The sequence below is a fragment of the Pseudoalteromonas phenolica genome, assembly GCF_044788725.1.
In the GTDB taxonomy this organism is placed as follows: domain Bacteria; phylum Pseudomonadota; class Gammaproteobacteria; order Enterobacterales; family Alteromonadaceae; genus Pseudoalteromonas; species Pseudoalteromonas phenolica_C.
The window spans coordinates 615,368-635,740 of the sequence record NZ_CP173162.1; the positions used below are offsets into that span (position 1 = coordinate 615,368).

General features: G+C 42.6%; 11 protein-coding genes. 3 read left to right on the top strand and 8 right to left on the bottom strand.

Annotated features, from left to right (window positions below; genetic code table 11):
• Positions 1–61: 61 nt before the first annotated feature.
• Positions 62–1,075, top strand: a complete 1,014-nt coding sequence (locus ACH784_RS20250) for a LacI family DNA-binding transcriptional regulator (RefSeq protein WP_404395482.1) — start codon at positions 62–64, stop codon at positions 1,073–1,075.
• A 134-nt stretch (positions 1,076–1,209) separates the two neighbouring features.
• Here the strand turns inward: ACH784_RS20250 and ACH784_RS20255 are convergent, their stop codons facing one another.
• From ACH784_RS20255 to ACH784_RS20280, 6 genes are all read right to left on the bottom strand, one after another.
• Positions 1,210–2,694, bottom strand: a complete 1,485-nt coding sequence (locus tag ACH784_RS20255; RefSeq protein ID WP_404395483.1) for an MFS transporter — start codon at positions 2,692–2,694, stop codon at positions 1,210–1,212.
• Positions 2,695–2,910: 216 nt separating this feature from the next.
• Positions 2,911–7,056, bottom strand: coding sequence for a two-component regulator propeller domain-containing protein (locus tag ACH784_RS20260; protein WP_404395485.1), 4,146 nt, complete (start codon positions 7,054–7,056; stop codon positions 2,911–2,913).
• A 235-nt stretch (positions 7,057–7,291) separates the two neighbouring features.
• Positions 7,292–8,269, bottom strand: a complete 978-nt coding sequence (locus tag ACH784_RS20265) for a glucokinase (protein WP_404395486.1) — start codon at positions 8,267–8,269, stop codon at positions 7,292–7,294.
• Positions 8,270–8,282: 13 nt separating this feature from the next.
• Positions 8,283–9,818 (bottom strand): alpha,alpha-trehalase TreF, encoded by a 1,536-nt coding sequence (treF, locus tag ACH784_RS20270; RefSeq protein WP_404395488.1) that lies wholly within the window; start codon positions 9,816–9,818, stop codon positions 8,283–8,285.
• An 18-nt stretch (positions 9,819–9,836) separates the two neighbouring features.
• A complete protein-coding gene (locus ACH784_RS20275) occupies positions 9,837–11,066 on the bottom strand; it encodes an MFS transporter (RefSeq protein ID WP_404395489.1) in 1,230 nt (409 codons plus the stop codon).
• Positions 11,067–11,278: 212 nt separating this feature from the next.
• Positions 11,279–12,295, bottom strand: coding sequence for a LacI family DNA-binding transcriptional regulator (locus ACH784_RS20280; protein ID WP_404395490.1), 1,017 nt, complete (start codon positions 12,293–12,295; stop codon positions 11,279–11,281).
• 301 nt (positions 12,296–12,596) lie between these two features.
• Between ACH784_RS20280 and ACH784_RS20285 the strand changes: the two genes are divergently transcribed.
• Positions 12,597–14,855 carry a TonB-dependent receptor gene (locus ACH784_RS20285; protein WP_404395492.1) on the top strand — a complete coding sequence of 753 codons (2,259 nt, stop codon included), beginning with the start codon at positions 12,597–12,599 and terminating at the stop codon, positions 14,853–14,855.
• A 142-nt stretch (positions 14,856–14,997) separates the two neighbouring features.
• Here the strand turns inward: ACH784_RS20285 and ACH784_RS20290 are convergent, their stop codons facing one another.
• Positions 14,998–15,978 (bottom strand): glucokinase, encoded by a 981-nt coding sequence (locus ACH784_RS20290; protein WP_404395494.1) that lies wholly within the window; start codon positions 15,976–15,978, stop codon positions 14,998–15,000.
• Position 15,979: 1 nt separating this feature from the next.
• The gene (locus ACH784_RS20295; protein ID WP_404395495.1) at positions 15,980–18,484 is read right to left on the bottom strand and encodes a TIM-barrel domain-containing protein; all 2,505 of its coding nucleotides are present in this window, start codon (positions 18,482–18,484) and stop codon (positions 15,980–15,982) included.
• Between the two features lie 237 nt (positions 18,485–18,721).
• Between ACH784_RS20295 and ACH784_RS20300 the strand changes: the two genes are divergently transcribed.
• Positions 18,722–20,359: an alpha-glucosidase family protein gene (locus tag ACH784_RS20300; protein ID WP_404395496.1), complete on the top strand. Its 1,638-nt coding sequence runs from the start codon at positions 18,722–18,724 to the stop codon at positions 20,357–20,359.
• Positions 20,360–20,373 lie beyond the last annotated feature (14 nt).

Genomic DNA, 20,373 nt, shown 5'->3' on the forward strand with positions numbered 1-20,373 from the left:
ACTACACATGAAAGGTCTACTCAGGTATATTCTTAATTGGTTTTAACTACGAGTTTTGTCTGTGAAAAAAGCAACCTCATTTGATATCGCTTACCTTGCTGGTGTGTCGCAATCAACGGTGTCTCGCGCTTTGCGAAATAGTCCTTTGGTGAACCAAGAAACCCGTGAAAAGGTGCAAAAAATTGCCAAAGAACTGAATTACAAAGTTGATAAAAATGCCAGTAACTTGCGCTCTCAACACAGTGATACCTTGGCCTTGTTACTTTTTGAAGATCCCACAGATGATGGTTCAGCCATTAACCCTTTCTTTTTATCTATGCTGGGTAGCATAACACGAGCCTGTGCTGATAGAGGCTATGACTTATTAGTGTCATTTCAGCAAGCGAGTAACGATTGGCATGCTGACTTTGAAGACAGTAACAAAGCCGATGGGCTCATTTTGCTGGGCTATGGAGATTACGTCGATTTTGCAGAAAAGCTCGCAAAGCTATCAGCACAAGGCACGCATTATGTGCGCTGGGGTGTAGGTGAAGATCAACTCAAAGGCTCTGCAATTGGTTGTGACAACTTTGCGGGTGGAAAAGAAATAACTCAATACGTACTTAAGCAAGGCCGTAATAAACTGGCTTTCTTAGGCACCGCATCAAGCCATGCACCAGAGTTTTTCGACCGATATAAAGGCCATTGTGCTGCGCTCCAAGAGCACGGTATTAAGGCTGATGAGAAGCTGCAAATAAACGCTTTGTATACTGAAGAAGCGGGCTATGATGCAGCGAAAAAATTACTCGATTCGGGCGTTGAGTTCGATGCCATTTGTGCAGCATGTGACTTGATTGCTGTCGGTGCAATGCGTGCGCTAAAAGAGCATGGTCTAAGCATTCCTGAAGACGTGGCAGTTGCTGGTTTTGATGATATTGCTGTTGCCAACTTTACCTCGCCGCCACTTTCGACGGTGAAACAAGACACTAAACGTGCAGGCGAGTTATTGGTCGAAGCACTACTTGATATGATTGCGGGCAAAGCGGTAGAAAGCCGTCTGATAGAACCAGAGCTTATTGTTAGACAGTCTTGTTAGTACGGCAGAAGCCCTGCATAAAACAGTCAATGCATATATTATAAAAAAGCCGCCAAAGAGATTATCTTGGCGGCTTTTTACTTGGGATAACACTAAATAAACTTTAACTTTTAAACGTCACTTTGATTCTTAAATTAAGCCGTAGCCTGCTCTGAAGTGGCTTCAGCCTTTACCGAACCATTCTCTTTCACGAAATAAACCGACAATGCTGCAAGCAACATGGCGCCACCGGCCATCATCATGATGTAAATGGCTTGGTTGTCGAATACTGAGGTTAAGATCCAACCCGCAAACAAGCCCGATACAATTTGTGGCGCGGCAATGGTGAAGTTGAAAATACCCATATACACACCAGTTTGTTTTGGCGGTAAGCTACCAGCAAGAATGGCATAAGGCATAGCTAAAATCGCCGCCCAAGCCATACCAACACCAATCATCGAAATCATTAGCATCACAGCACCTTGTGGCACTTCGATTTCAGTTATGCCTAAGTTAACCATTGTCAGCGTACTGTCTTGCCAGAATATGATACTGATATAGCCGATAGCACCCGCGAGAAGTGACAGAGAATAAGTCAGTTTACGACCGATTTGGTTAGCGACTTTTGCCATGAATAATGACGCGATAGCGGCAAAAACTGAGTATGCAGCGAACATAATACCAACCCAGTCACCTGCGGTGCCTTTAGCTTGGGCTATATGCGCTGGCACTTGGCCAACTTGAGATAGGTAGTCAGGATCAAACCATTTAGCGTCCACACCCCAAATGTGTTGAGTGATGGCAGGCATGGTGTAAACCCACATAATGAATAAAGCAAACCATGAGAAAAACTGCACAACAGCAAGGCGTTTCATGGTTTCAGGCATGGTTTTCATTAGGCCAAAGAAACCTGCTAGACGCTCGCCCAGTGGTAGTTTTTCAGCTTCGTGGTTTAGTTCTGGTAAGCCATTCTCACCAGGCGCATATTCTTTGGTGCGAAGTACAGTCCAAAGCACTGAGCCTAGCATAACGGTTGCACCAATATAGAAAGCCCAAATCACAGAAGGGGCGACTTCGCCTTTTTCAGCAACGTTTTCTAAGCCAATCACATTGGTCAGTAAGAAAGGTAAAATCGAACCAAAAACCGCCCCAATATTGATTAAGAAAGACTGAATTGAATAACCAAGGTTGCGTTGGTCTTCAGAAACCATATCTGACACAAGTGCACGGAATGGCTGGAAAGCTAGGTTAAATGCGGCATCCATCAATGCCAGCATCATGGCACCGAATAAGAGCGGTGTCATGAGGGTGGCAATGTTTGAAGAGTTTGGCATCAGCAACATACCAAATGCAGCGGCAATACCACCGGCTAAAATATAAGGGTTGCGTCGTCCTAAACGATTCCATGTTTTATCAGAAGCTGAACCAACGATGGGCTGGATGATCAAGCCCATTACCGGGGCTACTAGCCAAAAAAGAGAAAGAGAATGGAGATCTGCGCCAAGGTCTGAAAGAATTCGACTGGCATTGGCATTTTGTAAGGCAAAGCCAAACTGCACGCCTAAGAAACCAAAACTGACGTTCCAGATCTGCCAGAAGCTCAATTTTGGCTTAGTGTTTTGTGTTTGTTGTCTGGTCATAAAGCGACTCTTATTGTGAATTTATACCAATATTTTGACTGCTTAATTTGACTAATTAGTCTTCGCTTATTAGCCAGTCTAAACTGTAAAAAAATGGCATCTAATATGACATTCAATCAATAGTACAGAGTATACGAAACAACCACCATGTTATGCATACGTATTCACAACTCGTCGAAGTGACAGATTAAGGGAACATTAATAGACCATTGCGTACTACTTAATTGACCACTCTTTCAGTTTTTCAATGACTTGCTCTTCAACAATGGGTTTAGTGATGTAGTCGCTCATGCCTGCGTCTAGGCATTTTTGTTTATCGCCCTGCATAGCATTTGCGGTCATGGCAATAATAGGAATGGCAATATTGTTATCGCCTGCTTCACCTAAACGAATGGCTTGAGTTGCTTGGTAGCCGTCCATTTCAGGCATTTGGCAGTCCATCAATACTAAAGTGAAAGCATGCGTTTCATTCGCTTTCTCAAGCTTTTCGATAGCTTGCTTACCGTTTTCTGCGATTTCTGTTTTTATTCCTATGTTACTGAGCACCTTGAGTGCAACTAGCTGATTTACTTTATTGTCTTCGACAAGTAACACATTGGCATGGGTGGTCCAATCTATTTCTTTTTCAGACTGAGGAGCTACTGGCTCAATACTTAATGTTGGTAAATTACTCGCTTCGAGTTGGTGGCGAAGTGCCATGTTGGCGATCGCCAGAGATTTAAGTAAAGCAGCCTGTGTCATAGGTTTGTAGAAGTAAGCATCGACGCCAAATTCGAGAGTTTTTTCTTGGTTGTATTGCTCATTTAACCTGCCCATCATGACCAACTTGGTTTGGTTAAATTCAGCCAACGCTCGTAATTGCTTGGCAAACGACTCGCCCTGTATACAGGGTAAGAATTTGTCGAATAGTATAATGTCGAATGCAGGTGATTTTTGCTCTTTGAGCAATCTTATTGCAGCCTCGCCACTGGCAGCATCGGTCACGTTGACACCCCAAGTATTGAGCTGCTTTTTCAATGCGAAGCGGCTCGAGCTATTTGCATCAACCAGTAATAAGTGGATTGCTAGGTTTGCGAAATCATACTGCTGCATTTGAGCTTGCGGCTTACCTTGTACAAGGCTAGTAATGGTAAAGCAGCTGCCAACACCGACCTCGCTGGTTACGCTAATGTCACCCTGTAATAACTGACACAAGCGTTTGGTTATGCTTAGCCCAAGTCCCGTGCCACCATATTTACGGGTTGTCGAGGCGTCTACTTGGCTAAAAGCATCAAATAAAGTAGCGAGCTTTTCATTTGGGATCCCTATGCCGGTGTCGCGAATGTGGCAATGTAACTTAAATACATCGGCGTTTTCAGTTGCAAGGAGCTTTACGCAAATAACGATTTCGCCATGCTCAGTAAACTTGATTGCATTACTGAGTATATTGGTCATTATTTGTCGAATACGACCTGGATCAGATTTAATGAAAGGGTTATGGAGTTCTGCTAAATCGAGTACGATCTCGACACCTTTGCTTTGTGCGCTAAGAGACATTGACTCAGCCAGTAATTCAATCAATTCTCTAACATCAAACTCAATATTTTCCAGTTCGAGTTTATCGGCTTCGATCTTCGAAAAATCTAAAATATCATTGATTAGAGTTAGTAATGAACTGGCACTGGTACGGGCGATATCAACGGCATGTGCTTGCTCAGAGCTTAAATCACTCGCTTTAAGCAAGTTGAGCATACCAATAACGCCATTCATAGGGGTTCTGATCTCATGGCTCATGTTGGCTAAGAAGTCAGATTTTAGCTGTGTGGCTTCTTCGGCTTTCTGAAGTGCATCAGCTAAGTCTTTAGCTTGTGATTCGAGCGAAGCAGTTTTCTCTGAGACTTGTTGCTCTAGTTTTGTCACAAATTGCTTTTGCCTCGAAATTTCAACCTTTTGTAATCGTGTTCTAAGATAAATCGCAGTGAAAATTAGACCAGATAATACCAGAGCATAAATACAGTAAGCCCACCATGTCTGCCAAAAAGGAGGTGAAACATGCAGGTTTACGGTTAGAACGTTTTTGCTCCATTCTCCGTTACTGTTGGTGGCCTTGACCATGAATTTATAATCGCCACCATCTAGGTTGGTAAATGAGGCGATGTTGCGATTACCAATTTCTATCCAGTGGCTGTCATAACCATCAAGTTTATAAGCGTATTGATTTTTGTTCGGTGACACAAAGTCTAAAACGGCAAATTCAAAAGAAAACACATAGTTGAGGTAGGATAAATCAATGTCGGTGACATAAGAGTACGGCTTATCTAAGCGCACCGGTTGCCCCATCACATTAAAGCCTGTCAGGATCAGATTAGGGTCTACCTGATTATTGCTCAGCGAGGTAGAGCTGAAATATTCAATACCACGCTGACTACTCGTGAATAAGGTGTTATTACTGCCCTTAACTAAGCTATTAGGGTAATAGTTCAAACCTAATAGGCCATCTTGGCTATCAAAGTTTTTAATCGTGCCATTTTTTGGCGAATACTTCGAAACCCCTTTATTTGTGGTCAGCCATAGATACCCTTCTGAGTCATCTGCGATAGCTCTAATTAAATTGGTAGGTAAGCCATCTTCTTTTTTTACATGCTTAAAATTTTGCGCATCGGGTTGATAGTGGTTTAGCCCTTTTTGTGTAGCTATCCAGATTGCTCCATCTCTTGTTTGATGAATGTCTTGAACAATACTGCCTAGCAAGCTATCAGGGTTGTAGCGGTTATTTTTAAATGGCATGAAAAACTGCATATCTTCTTGCCATAAGTTTACGCCATCGCCAGTGCCTACCCACATATTGTCTTTGTTATCTCTAAAGATTTCGAGCACTTCAGGGTGTGTTAGGCCATATGTTGAATCAATGTGCTTAAACTTGCGTTGTTTTGGATCGTAGGTATAAACCCCATTTTTGTACGTACCTATCCAAATCTTGCCAAATTTATCTGCATTAAGGGCGCGGATCTCTCTAAACTCTTTATGTCCGGGGTCGTCTTTTGGGTAGGTGATTAGTTCTTCATCGCGTGTTGTGAGATTAAAAATTGCTAAGCCTTCGTCTTGGGCTACCCATAACAGATTATCATCAGTTAAGTAAAGCACCGGTCGCTCTAGCAAGCGATTGTTATTAAAACCATTGGTTTCGGTGAAAATTGCATCAGAAAGTTTTTCAAGTGTTTGAGAGTCAACTTGCCATTTGAATAATTCGGATTTTGATGTTGCGATAAGTAAATCGCCATTTTTATCTGTCAGAATGCCATTAGGTGCAACCAGTTGCGGGTTTTGGATAGACTTAAATTTTCGGTGTGGAACGAGTTTATAAATGCCTTGCACTTCATTGGTGATCCACAGTGTTTTGGCATTGTCTTCAAAAATAATCCGCAGGCCATTATTGTGTTCTAAATCGAGCTGTTTTATTTCGTCATCAACGGGATCGTGTCTAAAAACGCCTTTACTGGTGACATACCAAATAAAGCCATCTTGATCTTCAATCATAGAGTTTACTTGGCCAAGGTTTTCACCTTTAAATACGCCAAGTTGCGTAAATTGCTTTGTATCTAAGTTGAATTTAAAAGGACCTTGCTGTGTGCCAACATAAAGTTTGCCACTTCGGGTCTTGAGGATATGGCGAATTTCGTTTGCGCCAGTTGGTGTGGTGTTACCTGGTTCAGGAAAATAATACTCAAAAGTTTGATTTTTTTTATCAAATAAATTGAGACCGAAGCTGGTAGCAACCCAAAGAGTGTCTTTATCTTTATTTTCAATGTCCCAAATACGATTGTGGCTTAAGCCTGCGGTTGTTTCTGTGGCTTTTTTTATATGAGAAAATTGGTTCGCGCCTAAATATAAGTTTAGTCCTTGATCGTATGAGCCAAGCCATATTGAACCATCTTCATCATGATGAAGAGACTGAATACGGTTTGCTGAAATAGAGTTGTTGCGCTTTGGATCATTCAGGTAATTATCGAATTTACCAGATGTAGGATTGTAGCGATTAGCGCCGCCACCCCAAGTTCCGATCCAAATATTGCCGTTTCTATCAAGCATTAGGTTGCCCGCATCATTATGCGAAAGCCCGTTTTCACTCATACTGTCAAACTCGAATAGTGTGACTTTGCGGCCGTCATAACGCATTACGCCATTTTCTGCGGTACCAAACCAAATTAGCCCCTGCTTATCTTGAATGATGGAGTAGATTTCAGAAGACACAAACCCTTCTTCGGCTGTGAGTTTTTTCACGGCATATTCATTGGTGAGTAGTGGTATCTGAGCGACGCTGTTACAGGAAATTATAAGTAGCAACACGATAACAGCATGCGCAAAGTTAAACAGTTTATCCATAAAAGGCTTTTGATAATTTTAGAGGCAGCTTGGTTAAATTAAGCCTAGTTTAAAAAAGGGACTATTTCTAATTAAATTTATTTGATTTTTAGCGGTTTAGCCGAAGCAAAAGGGATAAAAAAAGCGCAATATTTAATAAATAACCAAGCTAAAAGCTAAGTCTGTGCTCTACTTAGCTTTTAGCTTTTAGCTTTTAGCTTTTAGCTTTTAGCTTTTAGCTTTTAGCTTTTAGCTTTTAGCTTTGCATCGCATAAGCAGCTGCACCCAATAAGCCCGGCTGGCTTTCTGTGATCACATAGGTCGGCGCTTGACGCGTAATATGTGATAAACGGCCTTTGCTTTCAAATCGCTCTCTGAACGCCGTTGATTTTAAGAAGTCAACAAAACGCGGCACTATGCCACCGGCGATGTAGACACCGCCGACGCTGTTGCATGTTAGCGCCAAATTACCTGCAAAGGCGCCGAGTACTCGACAAAACACATTGAGTGCCAGGTTGCAGTATTCACAGTCATTGCTTAAACCGCGCTCTGATACTTGCTGTGCCGAGAGTTTTTCGGTGTTTGGGTTTTGTTTTATGGCAGAAACAGCCTGATAAACCTGCTCTAAACCATAACCAGACAGTAATTGCTCATAAGAAACGCGCTGTTTAATCTTGTTTAAGAAACGCAAAATCTCGATTTCGAGCTCGCCAACAGGGGCATAATCAACATGACCCCCTTCACCACTCACACAGTGCCATTTGTCACCAACAGGAATTAGATTCGCAACACCTAACCCGGTACCTGGGCCACACACTGAAATAGGTTTACCTGCAACGGCTTCACCGTCACCGATTTTCACTTTTTGTGCATCACTCAACAGTGGAATAGCCATAGCAATGGCTGTGTAATCGTTAATCAGGGTTAAAGACTCAAGCTTTAATGTCTCTTTTAATGCCGATTGAGAAAACTGCCAAGGCAAGTTTGTCATCGAAATTAAATCATCATCCACTGGGCACGCAATGGCTAAACAAGCACTTAATCGGCTATCTTCTAATTGCTGCTCGCTGATATACAGCTTTAATACTTCGGCAAGACCGGCGTGATCAGCACATTTATAGGTGCAGATATTGCGGTAATAGCCGTCGGCTTGTTCGTCGACAATGGCAAGACGAATATTGGTGCCGCCAATGTCGGCGATAATACGAGTGATGGACTGTACGTTTGTTGTCATCATGAGCACCTATTTATTTTGAAGCTTCGTCAATATTCTGCAAACGATGATAAAAATCGAGCGTAACACCATTCGTCCAGCCAAAGCCTTCTTGAACTTCGTATTCGCCGCCACTGGCAATATCAACGAGCTGACAGACGTTGTATTTTTCCATTAACTTGCCTGTTTGCGAAAAGATAGTTTCGACAGAATGAGTCCAGCGTTGCATGACCTGCGTTGCAAGTGCGTCATATTGGTAATTCATAAGACCTTGTACACTAAACCACTGCAGCGGAGCCCAGCCGTTTGGGGAGTCCCATTGCTGTTTGGTATCAATCAGCGTTGTTACTAATCCACCAACTTTTAAAAAGTTTTGTTCGAGCTCTTTGGCAACCTGCAGCGCTTGTTGTTGGATTGCAACTTTGGCGAACAGTGCAACGCTTGCAGCTAAAGATTTAACCTTTGAGCGTTTATTTTCAATATGGTCATAATCAAAATAAAACTGTTTTTCATCACACCACAAGTACTGATTGATTGCTTGTTCTCTTCGTTCTGCACGAGCAAGATATTCGCTTTGTTTAATCTCATTGCCTGTTACTTCAAAACAATGGGCGAGATTCTTTTCGAGTTGCAGCATTAAGCAATTTAAATCAACGGGCACAATTGCGGTGGTTTTCACTGACATTAAGTCGTTCGGATCAGCTAACCATCTAGAGCTAAAGTCCCAACCTGACTCGCACGCTGCGCGAATATTGCGATAAAAGTCTGAGCGCTGTTCTTCTGGTAGCGTCAAAGCCATTGCATAATCTTCTCGATAAGATTCTGGTCTTGGTGTTGCTGCATCATCCCAATAGCGATTAAGCAAGCTGCCATCAGGCATTTTTACCACTCTTAGAGTGTGATTATTCACCTCATCAAGGGTCTCAGCGCCGCGCATCCAATATTGGTATTCAGATTCTATAGCCGCAATATACTTGCTGATAAACGTCGACTTATTTTCTTGATGTTCTGCCAGCAACATAACTAATAAAGACAATATAGGTGGCTGAGAGCGAGTGGCGTAATAACTGCGGTTGCCATTTGGAATACAGCCAACACGAATTTGCAGGCTGAGCATGTTATCGAGCATATTATTTACTAATTCAATTTTACCCGAATGAATTAGCCCTACAGCGGTGAAGTAGCTATCCCAATAATAAATCTCTTGAAATCGACCTCCAGGCACAATGTAGGCGTTAGGCAGCGGAATTAAAGATCCTTGAGATTGCACATCAGCAGGCTTGCGTAATATTTGCCACAGTTGTTCTATGTGTTCGTTGATATCCGTGGTGCGCTGTGAGGCTGATAACTCTCTGATCTGCTCAAGTTCAAATTGGCTCGATATAAACTCTGCTAAATCAAAATTTGTATGATCTTTGATTTTTGCGTATCGCGTCAGTACATCGGCATAGCTTGATTTAGGTTTTGCATCGGCAAAGGTTTTACTATCAGGAAAAATCTCGGCCAACTGCACGCGTTGAAACAGCTCGCTCTGGAAAAACATTAAGCTTTCATTACAAAATGACTTCATTGAAATGACCTACAAAAATTACTGTGAAACACGGGCTGTTACTGTGCGAAACCCACGCAGTGCAAGAAAAACCCCAAGCATGGGTATTAAAGAAAGGTAAAAGGCGGTTTGACCATCAAAAAACTCAAAAACGGAGCCTGTTATAATCGAACCTGTGGTACCGCCAAGCGCAGAAAACACCACGATGAGACCGGTCATTGGTGCGTGTTTTTCTGTTTCTAACGAACTCAACATAATTGAGTTCAAAACGGGATAAATTGGCGCCATTAAAAGACCTATCAGTGGCAACAAATATGCTGCTAAAGGCAGGCTGCTCAAGTTAGTAATTTCTCTAGCTTCAATGCCTTGGGTTAGAGGTAAAATACCAATAATTAAAGCGGCCATACCTAAAATGCACACTTGCAGAAAGCGATACCAATTAACGTGTTTTAATATTTGCCCGGCGAGCAATCTTCCTACAGCAAGTGAAGCTGCGAATATACTGGTCATTTGTACGCTAATATCGACCGGCAACAGCAGGATTTCTCGATTGAATGTCGGTAGCCAAGTGCTGATCCCTTGTTCAATCAAGACATATAAAAACACCGATACGATGAATATAAGCGCCAAAGGTTGATAGCTCATTTTCAACATGGCGATAAATTCAGTGGTGAAATGTGTTTTTCTGCTGGCCTGTTGCACAGGTTTGATTGGAGCAAACACCACTAATGCTGCGGTTATTACAAGCATGGCTGCTAAAACGTAATAAACGTTGAGCCATGACAGAGATTGTAAGTTACTGGTATCAATGAAATAACTAAATAACCAGTAGCCTGTTAAGCTACCCACCATAAAAATACCTTCAACGGTATTAAGCGTTGATGAGTGTGATTTTTCAGAATCCGATATTTGCCCAATAATCGAATAAACCGACACTTTAACCAGTGCGAAAGCTGCCCCTATACTGGCAAACAGCAGTTTTATGACCATGAAATTGGCAATCAAAGGCGTTGCGATACTTGCTGCGGTCACAGCTATGAGGCCAACTAGCAAAGCAACTTTGTAACCAATACGAGGAATATATGCGGCCACTAAAAATGACACGATGGCGATGGGTAAGTCTTTAAAGCCTTCTAATGTGCTTGCTTGCACTTTAGAAATCTCAAAGCTGTTTATCGACTGAAGAATGACCGTACCCACGCTGTTCAGCAAGATAGCGAAGATAAAGTAACACGCTGAAATAGCAGCTAAAGTGACAAGTCTGGACATGCTAAATACCTAGTTGTTACTACCCGATGATGATAGTTATTTATTGTGGTTGATTTAATTAGTCTATGCCGTAAAAAAGCAAAATGCAAACGTTTGCATTTTGCTTTTTTAATAAACTTGAAATGGGTAAGAAGAGATTTTTACCCTGTTCTTTATATCGGGTAAGGTCATAATTGCATGATAAATATTGACTTTCTAATTGAAAAGCGAGGCTATGGCGTTGAACGTCTTTTTATTAGCTCAACGTCTAATACTTTGCTTTGAGCTGGTTTTTGCTCAAACTGGCTAATTAACTGCTCAACCATCAATTGAGCTGCCAAATCAGTATCTTGTCGGACAGTCGTGAGTGCAGGGTGAAAGAGTTCTGCCATGTTTATATCATCGAAACCAACTACGCTAACATCGCCGGGAATACTGACATATCGCTCTTTAAGCGCTTTTAAAGCACCAAATGCCACCATATCACTAACGGCAAAAATGCCATCAAAAAATAAACCTCGATTTAAGATTTCTTGATTTACTTTTTCATAAGCCGCTTTACTGGTGATGTCGATATTAATGGTTAAGTTTGCATCAAACTCAAGCCCAGCTTCTAAGATTGCTTGTTGATAGCCCACATAACGCTGCGCCATTTCTGCGTGCTCTGGATCGCCAAGGAATAAAACCTTTTTACACCCACTTTCAATGAGTTGCTTGGTTGCTAGGTAGCCACCATATTGGTTATCACTACCAACAATTGGGTATTTTTTATTGAGTTTTGGGTCGCCCCAGACCACTAAAGGTGCTTTTGCTGCAACGACATCATTGACGTTGTCTTCACTTTTTCCTTGGCCAACAATAATTAAACCATCAGCGCGTCGGCTGCTGATAAAGTAACTGGCCCAGTCACAGCTGGCCATCATTGAGTTTGAAAGCAGCATTTCATAACCCGCTTTGTTCAGTGCAAGGTTCAATGCACTGACCATTTTGAGTAAAAACGGGTCGTTGATGCTTTGTTCAGTGTGATCTGTGAGGTTCAAAATAACCGCGACAACATTGGTTTTTTGTGTTCGTAATTGGCTTGCAGCATGGTTAATACTGAAGTTGTGCTCTTTGGCTAACGCTTGAATATTTTCTCTTGTTTCTTTTTTTATCAATGGGTTATCTCGTAAAGCACGAGATGCCGTAGAAGTAGAAACGCCAGCAAGTTTTGCTAATCCGGTTAGCGTTAAGCGAGACTCTTGAGTCAAAGCCACATCCTCAATTTTAAAATAGACGGTAAGACAAAGACATAATGCAAAAATTCGGTAATTTTTGCAAACGTTTGAAAAATGGTTTGCAAACGTTTGCAAAAGCTCATATGTTAAATAACAAGTATTGACTTTTAGACAAAATAGTCTTGTAAGTTTACGGCCAGCTCACCAAACAAAACTAAATTTGTGGACTGGTTTAATACGCCCTAATGCAACAAACGCTACACTTAAGCCGTGCAAGCGAGTAGCGATTGTTTAAATGACAACGAAGATAAAACACGCTAGGGGACAACAGCAAATGAGCAAAAAGTTTTCTTATAGTGCGATTGCATGTGCAATATCAGCAACGCTACTCAGTCAAACCGTTATGGCTGAAGATGCTGCGAAAGACGAAAAAAAGATAGAACAAATCGTTATTAGTGGTACACCAGGTGGTAATGGGATCAGTAAAAAAGATGCCAGCTTTGCCGTAACAAACTTAGACCCTTCTCATATTGAGAAGTTATCCCCGAAAAGTACGGCTGACTTGTTTAAAGCGGTACCAGGTGTGTGGGTAGAAACTTCGGGTGGAGAATCGGGTGCGAACGTATTTGTACGTGGTTTCCCCGGTGGCGGTGATGCGCCTTTCTTAACATTATCACTAGAAGGTTCGCCAGTTTATCCTGCGCCGACTTTATCATTTTTAGAGAACTCTTCGCTGTTTCGTATTGATGAAACCATCGAAGCGATGGAAGCTCTGCGTGGTGGTCCAAACCCTGTGGTATCAAATGGCCAGCCGGGTTTAACGACTAACTTTAGATTAAAGCGTGGCAGTGAAGACACAGAAGCCCTTGCAAAGTATTCAACATCAGATTATGGCTTACAACGTCTAGACTTAGTGCTAAGTGGCGAACTTGCTGATGACCTGTATTACATGGTTGGTGGTTATATCAAGCGCTCACAAGGTATTCGTGACGCGGGTTTTAATTCTGAAAGAGGCCAGCAGTTTACGATTAACCTGACGAAAGAATTTGATAATGGCGAAGTCAACGTTTATACCCGACAAACCGACGATACAGGTACTTGGTATTTACCTACCCCACTCAACGTTGAAAGCATCGACGCAGGATATACGCAAATCGGTAGTTTAAACCGTCAAGCACAAGTGTATTACGGTGAAAATGACCATGCTCAAACCTTTGATTTTGGTGAAGGTCGCGGTTGGAACGGTCATGTATCAGGCGGTAGCATTAAGTTTGAATTAGGCAATGGGTGGGAGATCATCGACCGCTTTAGCCTAACGCAAGGTAAAGCTAACACATATGGTTTAGTACCAAATGGCTCAGCAACAACGGTCGCCGAGGTTGCTGATGATGGTGTTTCTGCGCTGGGTGCAGTTACAGGTAAAGAGTACGCGGGTGACACGCCTGTTCAGCAAATTGGTCGCTGGGTGGTGCTCAAAGACATTGAGGCTTTCACCAATGATCTTGCCGTATCTAAATCGTTTGGTGACTTAAGCATGTCAGTGGGCTTATACAATGCCTCAACATCAGCAAAAGATTGGTGGACGCTTGGAAACCATGCATACCATGTACTTGAAGCGGGCGGCGAAATGCTGTCGGGCATAGAGTGTAACGACGATGTAGAAGGCTGTGGCTGGAACTACGATATCAACTCAACCGGTGATGCAACAACATCAGCTCTGTATTCAACTGTGAGTTATGAACTGAGTGATGACATTACCCTAGATGGCGGTATTCGACGTGAAACGCACGAAGTGGAGTACTCAGTTGATGAAGGCCTTGATGGCATTATTAACAAGCCAGTATCTTATGAGCAAAGCAGAACATCATGGACTGCAGGCATTAACTACAGCCTGAATGATGAAATGGCTGTATTTGGTCGTGTAAATAAAGGCTATAAAATGCCTTACTTTGATGACTTTAGAGATAACTATGGCGTGTATTCGTCGGGTGAAGACTTGATCAAAGAAGTCACTCAAGGCGAGCTTGGTTATAAGTATATGACAGATAGCCTACAAGCGTTTGCGACCTTCTTTAATAATGAAGTAAAGGGTGACACATTTGTTCGAAGACCAGGTGATCCTGCTGAAATCCTGACAAATGAAGCTTATGGCGTCGAATTAGATATGAACTACGTTGCAGAGCAAGGTTTAAAAGTTAATCTAAATGCCACTTTACAAGAAACAGAAATAACTGAAAGCCCGAACAATGCTGGCAACGAAGCGCAGCGTCAGCCAGCTTGGCAAATACGTTTAACACCAAGTTATGAATTCGACTTAGGGGAAGACCAATACCTAACTGTTTACGGCACATTATCTTCTGTTGATGACCGTTGGGGCAACAACGAAAACACCGTGGTATTAGGTGGCTATAGCAAGGTTGATTTTGGTATTTTGTATGAGCCGTCAGAGCGCGTGAAAATGCAATTAGCAATTGATAATGTGACGGATAAAATGGGCATTACCGAGGGTGATCCACGTAACCCAACATCGCCAAATGGCCGATATATTCTGCCAAGAAGCGTAAAGTTCAGCGTATCTTACGCGATTTTCTAAAGTTTAGTTATTTACCCCCTTGTAGCTAGCACAGAGGCTGTACGTTTCAACGTATGGCCTTTTTTGTTTGCTATTAAGGAAGTTGAAAGTCTAAATGTGTATAGGTGGCATAACCCAGCTGTTATGCCACTTCAAAGTAAGATTAGCTTTGCATCGCATAAGCTGCAGCACCCAGTAGGCCCGGCTGGCTTTCTGTGATCACATAAGTCGGCGCTTGACGCGGAATGTGTGATAAACGGCCTTTATTTTCAAAGCGCTCTCTAAATGCCGTTGATTTTAAGAAATCAACAAAGCGTGGCACTATGCCACCTGCGATATAGACACCACCGACGCTGTTGCATGTTAGCGCCAAATTGCCAGCAAAGGCGCCGAGTACACGACAAAACACATTGAGTGCTAGATTGCAGTATTCACAGTCATTGTTTAAACCGCGCTCTGATACTTGCTGTGCAGAGAGCTTTTCAGTGTTTGGGTTTTGTTTAATGGCAGAAACAGCCTGATAAACCTGCTCTAAACCATAACCAGACAGTAATTGCTCATAAGAAACGCGCTGTTTAATCTTGTTTAAGAAACGCAAAATCTCGATTTCGAGCTCGCCAACAGGGGCATAATCAACATGACCGCCTTCGCCACTGACACAGTGCCATTTGTCACCAACAGGAATAAGATTCGCAACACCTAACCCTGTACCTGGGCCACACACTGAAATAGGTTTACCTGCAACGGCTTCACCATCACCGATTTTCACTTTTTGTTCATCACTCAAAAGTGGAATAGCCATGGCAATGGCAGTGTAATCATTAATCAGCGTTAAAGATTCAAGCTTTAATGTCTCTTTTAATGCCGATTGAGAAAACTGCCAAGGCAGGTTTGTCATCGAAATCAAATCATCATCCACCGGACACGCAATGGCTAAACAAGCACTTAATCGGCTGTTTTCTAATTGCTGCTCGCTGATATACAGCTTTAATACTTCGGCAAGACCGGCGTGAACAGCACATTTATAGGTGCTGATATTGCGGTAATAGCCGTCGGCTTGCTCATCGACAATGGCAAGACGAATATTGGTGCCGCCAATGTCGGCGATAATACGGGTTAAAGACTCAGACTGTTGTGTTGTCATGTTATTGAACCTGTAGTGTCAATGGCTGATGCTGCCAGTTAAATTTCACCGTTAAGGTGCTGTTTTTATTATTCCAATCATAAGATTGAATGATTTGGTCGCCTACCTTAACCTGCTTTGGCTGCTGTTGCCAGTTATGGATTTTTAAGGTGATCTCACGTGCTTTAGGCATGCCCTTGTAGCCCTTGCCCTGACGCATAAGCAGCATGCCCAGTTGGCTATTATTCTGCTTCGCAGCGAAGTTAAGTAGTTCAAACTCATCACGTTTGTCGGCATTCATGGTGTGGCCATCGTCTTCATACATACTGCCTGTAGCATTTTGTACTTGGTTATCGGCCCAATAATGTAAGGTTAGGTGCTCAGAGCTGTAGTTTTGCGTGGTTTGGAACTTCTCAACCATAGGCACAAATGCCCCCGCTTTGACGAACACAGGGATTTGCTCAAGGTTTACTTCGACTTTATGTGTTTTGTCGCCTTCGAATTTTTGGCCTGTGAAATAATTAAACCACACGCCTTCTGGCAGCGTGACGTCAACAGAACTTAAATTTGCTGAGGTAATAGGGTGTACAAAAAACGCGTCGCCCCATAGGTAACTGTCTTTGTTCGAAAGGTCTGTATTGGCAGCGTCACCTATAAAGGTTGGGCGCATCAGCGGTAGACCAGATTGACTGTTTTGATACGCTAACGTGTAGTTATAAGGCATCATTTGGTATCTAAGTTCGATGAACTTGCTTAAAATATCTTGCGTTTCTTTATCGTGGAATACCACTTCTGAAGGAATATGTTCTTGGCCATGAGGGCGGTAAATCGGTTGGAACACACCGTATTGTAACCAACGAATATACAACTCTTTATTAAACTGCTCACCACCGGCAAAACCACCTAGGTCAGAGTGCGTATAACCCAAACCAAACATGCCCATTTGCAGTGATAACTCAACTTGCGGTTTTAATCCGCCCCAAGTTCTGTTCACGTCTCCAGTCCAAGGCACCATACCATAGCGCTGAGAGCCTGCAGCACCTGCACGCATTAAAATAAATGGACGTTGTTCAGGTTGTGTCGTTTGTAAATGTTGGAATAACATTTTTGACCATTGATGACCGTAGGCGTTATGAATGGCATCGGCAGACACTTGCTGACCATTATCTAAGGTATGCAATGCATCACTCGGGTGCACTTCTGGTTCACCTAAATCGCCCCACCAACCTTGCACACCTTGTTCAGCAAGTTCTTGATAAATATTATTAAACCAGTTTCGGCCTGTGTCGTTGAAGACATCGACAATGCCAGTATTACCAAAGTAAAAATCAAACGTTTTTGGGTTGCCTTCGGCATCTTTCGCCAGCACTTTTTGTGTAACTGCATCATCCCAACGTTTTGAACTTGAAAGAATAAATGGTTCAGTGATCAAAATAGGTTGAATGCCTTGCTTACGTAGTTCGCGCAACATTTTTTCAGGTTCAGGAAACGCGTCTTTATCCCAAGCAAGGTTGCCCATATGGCCCTGAATGTCTTTACCAAACCAATATAAGTCAATGATGATGGAGTCGAGTGGGATATTCAGCGCTTTGAATTTGGCAACTGTGTCCATCACTTCTTGTTGTGTGCGATAGCCAAAGCGTGAGGCAAAATTACCAAACGCCCAGCGAGGTAACATGGGCTGAGTACCACTGATATCGGTATAGTTGGCGATCAATTCTGGGTAAGAATCACCCGCCACGACAATATAAGCATTACGTCCTGCCACGGCTTCGAACTGCAAAACATTGTGCTCTGACTTTGCTAAATCAACCCAGCCTTTGGCGCTATTATCGAACAGCAACATATATTGTTTATTCGACATCACCGCAGGCAAGCTGTAGTTCATTTGTACTGATTCAGTTTCGTAGCCGTAATGCGCACGGTTGTATAAAGGTAGGCGATGGCCGCGGCGGTCCATTCCTAATACGCGCTCACCTGTACCAAGTAATTGCTCACTTTCATTTAAGTTAAAGCGAACACCGTGTACGTTATGTATTTGGGTTTGGTTATCATGCTGTTCAATCACTGTGCCTGAGTAAAAGCCTTGCTCTTCTTTTACCAGCAATTGTTTGCCTTTAAAGTAACTAACAGAATAAGGCTGCGTGGTAATTTCGACACGCATATTGCCTGCTGAGCCAACAAGCACATTGCCTTGCTGTGAAGTCTTTTGACTGAAGAGTAAGGTGTGGTCTTGGTGTGTTTCACTGATGGTATAAGAAGGCAGGTTACTTGCCGACACCACAGCTTGTTTGGCATTGAATACCGCTTCAATGGCACTGTCATTGAGTGCTGAGAAGGTAACATCACCCAGTGTTGTGGTAACCGTCAGCTCACCATTTTGATAGCTGTGAGACACATATTTATGCGCTTTTGATGCAATCGTATAAGGTTTGTCATTGTTCTTATTTTCAACAGCTTGTACTGCAATGAGTGGGTTTAAAACTAGCCCTGTAACTAGGCTAATACCCAAAAAAACTTTACTCACACCCAACCTCTTTGTCATTTTTCTTGATGATTGCATCATAGCGTCATTCATAAAACTGCAAATCCTGAATACGTATGCAAAGGCTGTTACGAAAAAATCATAACGCGTATTCTTTATGACAATATTATAACGACTATCCGATTATGCCTCGGGTCTTTTAAAACTAAGTGCCACTAACTGTGACACTGAGAACAAAATGAGGTGTAGGGCGATGAAAAAGAGTCTTTGGGGTTTTAAATGAAAGAACAAATGTGGTGGCGCGGCGCCGTTATTTATCAGGTATATCCACGCAGCTTCTATGATGCCAACCAAGATGGTATCGGTGATATTCCGGGTATCATCGCAAAATTAGACTACATCAAAAGCTTAGGTGTAGATGCGATTTGGGTATCGCCATTCTTTAAATCTCCTATGAAAGACTTCGGTTACGACATCAGCGATTATCGCGATATCGATCCACTATTTGGTCAGTTATCAGATTTTGATGAGCTGATCGCCAAAGCCCATGACCGTGGCATTAAGATCATGATTGACCAAGTATTGAGTCATACATCTGATCAACATGCTTGGTTCTTAGAAAGTCGTGAAGATAAAACCAATGACAAAGCTGATTGGTACGTATGGGCTGATGCTAAGCCAGATGGCACACCACCAAACAACTGGATGTCGATTTTTGGTGGTGTTGCATGGACGTGGGAACCACGCCGTCAACAATACTACCTGCATAACTTCTTAACCAGTCAGCCAGATCTTAACTTCCATAACCCAGAAGTACGTCAAGCAACGCTTGATAATATTGAGTTTTGGCTAAAGCGTGGTGTAGATGGCTTCCGCTTGGATGCAATTAACTTCTGCTTCCATGACGCGCAATTACGTGACAACCCGCCTAAAGCGCAAGAGCTGCGTACCAATATCGGTTTTGACTCAAAGAACCCGTATGCGTATCAGTATCACTATTACAACAATACCCAAGATGAAAACTTGGGCTTTATGGAAGACATTCGCGCACTGTTAGACAAGTATCCGGGCACAGTTGCGCTAGGTGAAATTTCGTCTGAAGATTCATTAAAGACTATGGCTGAGTACACCCAAGGTGATAAGCGCTTACACATGGGTTATAGCTTTGATCTGCTGACAGATGACTTCAAAGCAAGCTACATTAAGCAAGTTGTAGAGTCATTAGAAGCACGCGTATCGGATGGTTGGCCATGTTGGTCTGTGTCGAACCATGATGTGATCCGTGTTGCGAGCCGTTGGGGTAAAACGCAAAACGCTGAAGGCAATGCAACACTTGCGAAAATGCTGTATGCGATGATTTCATCACTGCGCGGAAGTGTTTGTAGCTATCAAGGTGAAGAGCTTGGCCTGGTTGAAGCTGAAATTGCTTACGAAGACTTACAAGACCCGTATGGCATTACGTTCTGGCCACAATTCAAAGGCCGTGATGGTTGTCGTACTCCACATCCTTGGGAAAGCCAAAAAGACAATGCGGGTTTTAGTACTGCTAAACCTTGGTTACCTGTGCCTGAAACGCATTACACTACCGCAGTAGATATCCAAGAGCATGATGAAAACTCGGTACTAAATAGCTACCGTCATTTCAGTGCATGGCGTAAAGGCTTTGAAGCTATTCTTTACGGTGACATTGAGTTTATTGACACGCCGGAGCCAATTCTTGCGTTTAAACGTAGCTACAATGGCCAGACACTTTTAGTCTGCTTTAACCTAAGTAATGAAGCACAAACAATCAGCCTTGAGCAGTTAGGTGTAAGTGAGCTATCACTTATTACAGATCACAAGCTTGTGACTGCGACCATTAATGACAACAACTTAGAAATGCCAGCGTTTGCGAGCGTTTATGCAAAGCTTTCTTAATTGAAAGTAAGCAT

Excerpts from the sequence above, each read along its gene's own strand:
- ACH784_RS20255 (WP_404395483.1), bottom strand. The coding sequence starts at position 2,694 with ATGACCAGACAACAAACACAAAACACTAAGCCAAAATTGAGCTTCTGG.
- ACH784_RS20260 (WP_404395485.1), bottom strand. The coding sequence starts at position 7,056 with ATGGATAAACTGTTTAACTTTGCGCATGCTGTTATCGTGTTGCTACTT.
- ACH784_RS20265 (WP_404395486.1), bottom strand. The coding sequence starts at position 8,269 with ATGACAACAAACGTACAGTCCATCACTCGTATTATCGCCGACATTGGC.
- treF (WP_404395488.1), bottom strand. The coding sequence starts at position 9,818 with ATGAAGTCATTTTGTAATGAAAGCTTAATGTTTTTCCAGAGCGAGCTG.
- ACH784_RS20275 (WP_404395489.1), bottom strand. The coding sequence starts at position 11,066 with ATGTCCAGACTTGTCACTTTAGCTGCTATTTCAGCGTGTTACTTTATC.
- ACH784_RS20285 (WP_404395492.1), top strand. The coding sequence starts at position 12,597 with ATGAGCAAAAAGTTTTCTTATAGTGCGATTGCATGTGCAATATCAGCA.
- ACH784_RS20290 (WP_404395494.1), bottom strand. The coding sequence starts at position 15,978 with ATGACAACACAACAGTCTGAGTCTTTAACCCGTATTATCGCCGACATT.
- ACH784_RS20300 (WP_404395496.1), top strand. The coding sequence starts at position 18,722 with ATGAAAGAACAAATGTGGTGGCGCGGCGCCGTTATTTATCAGGTATAT.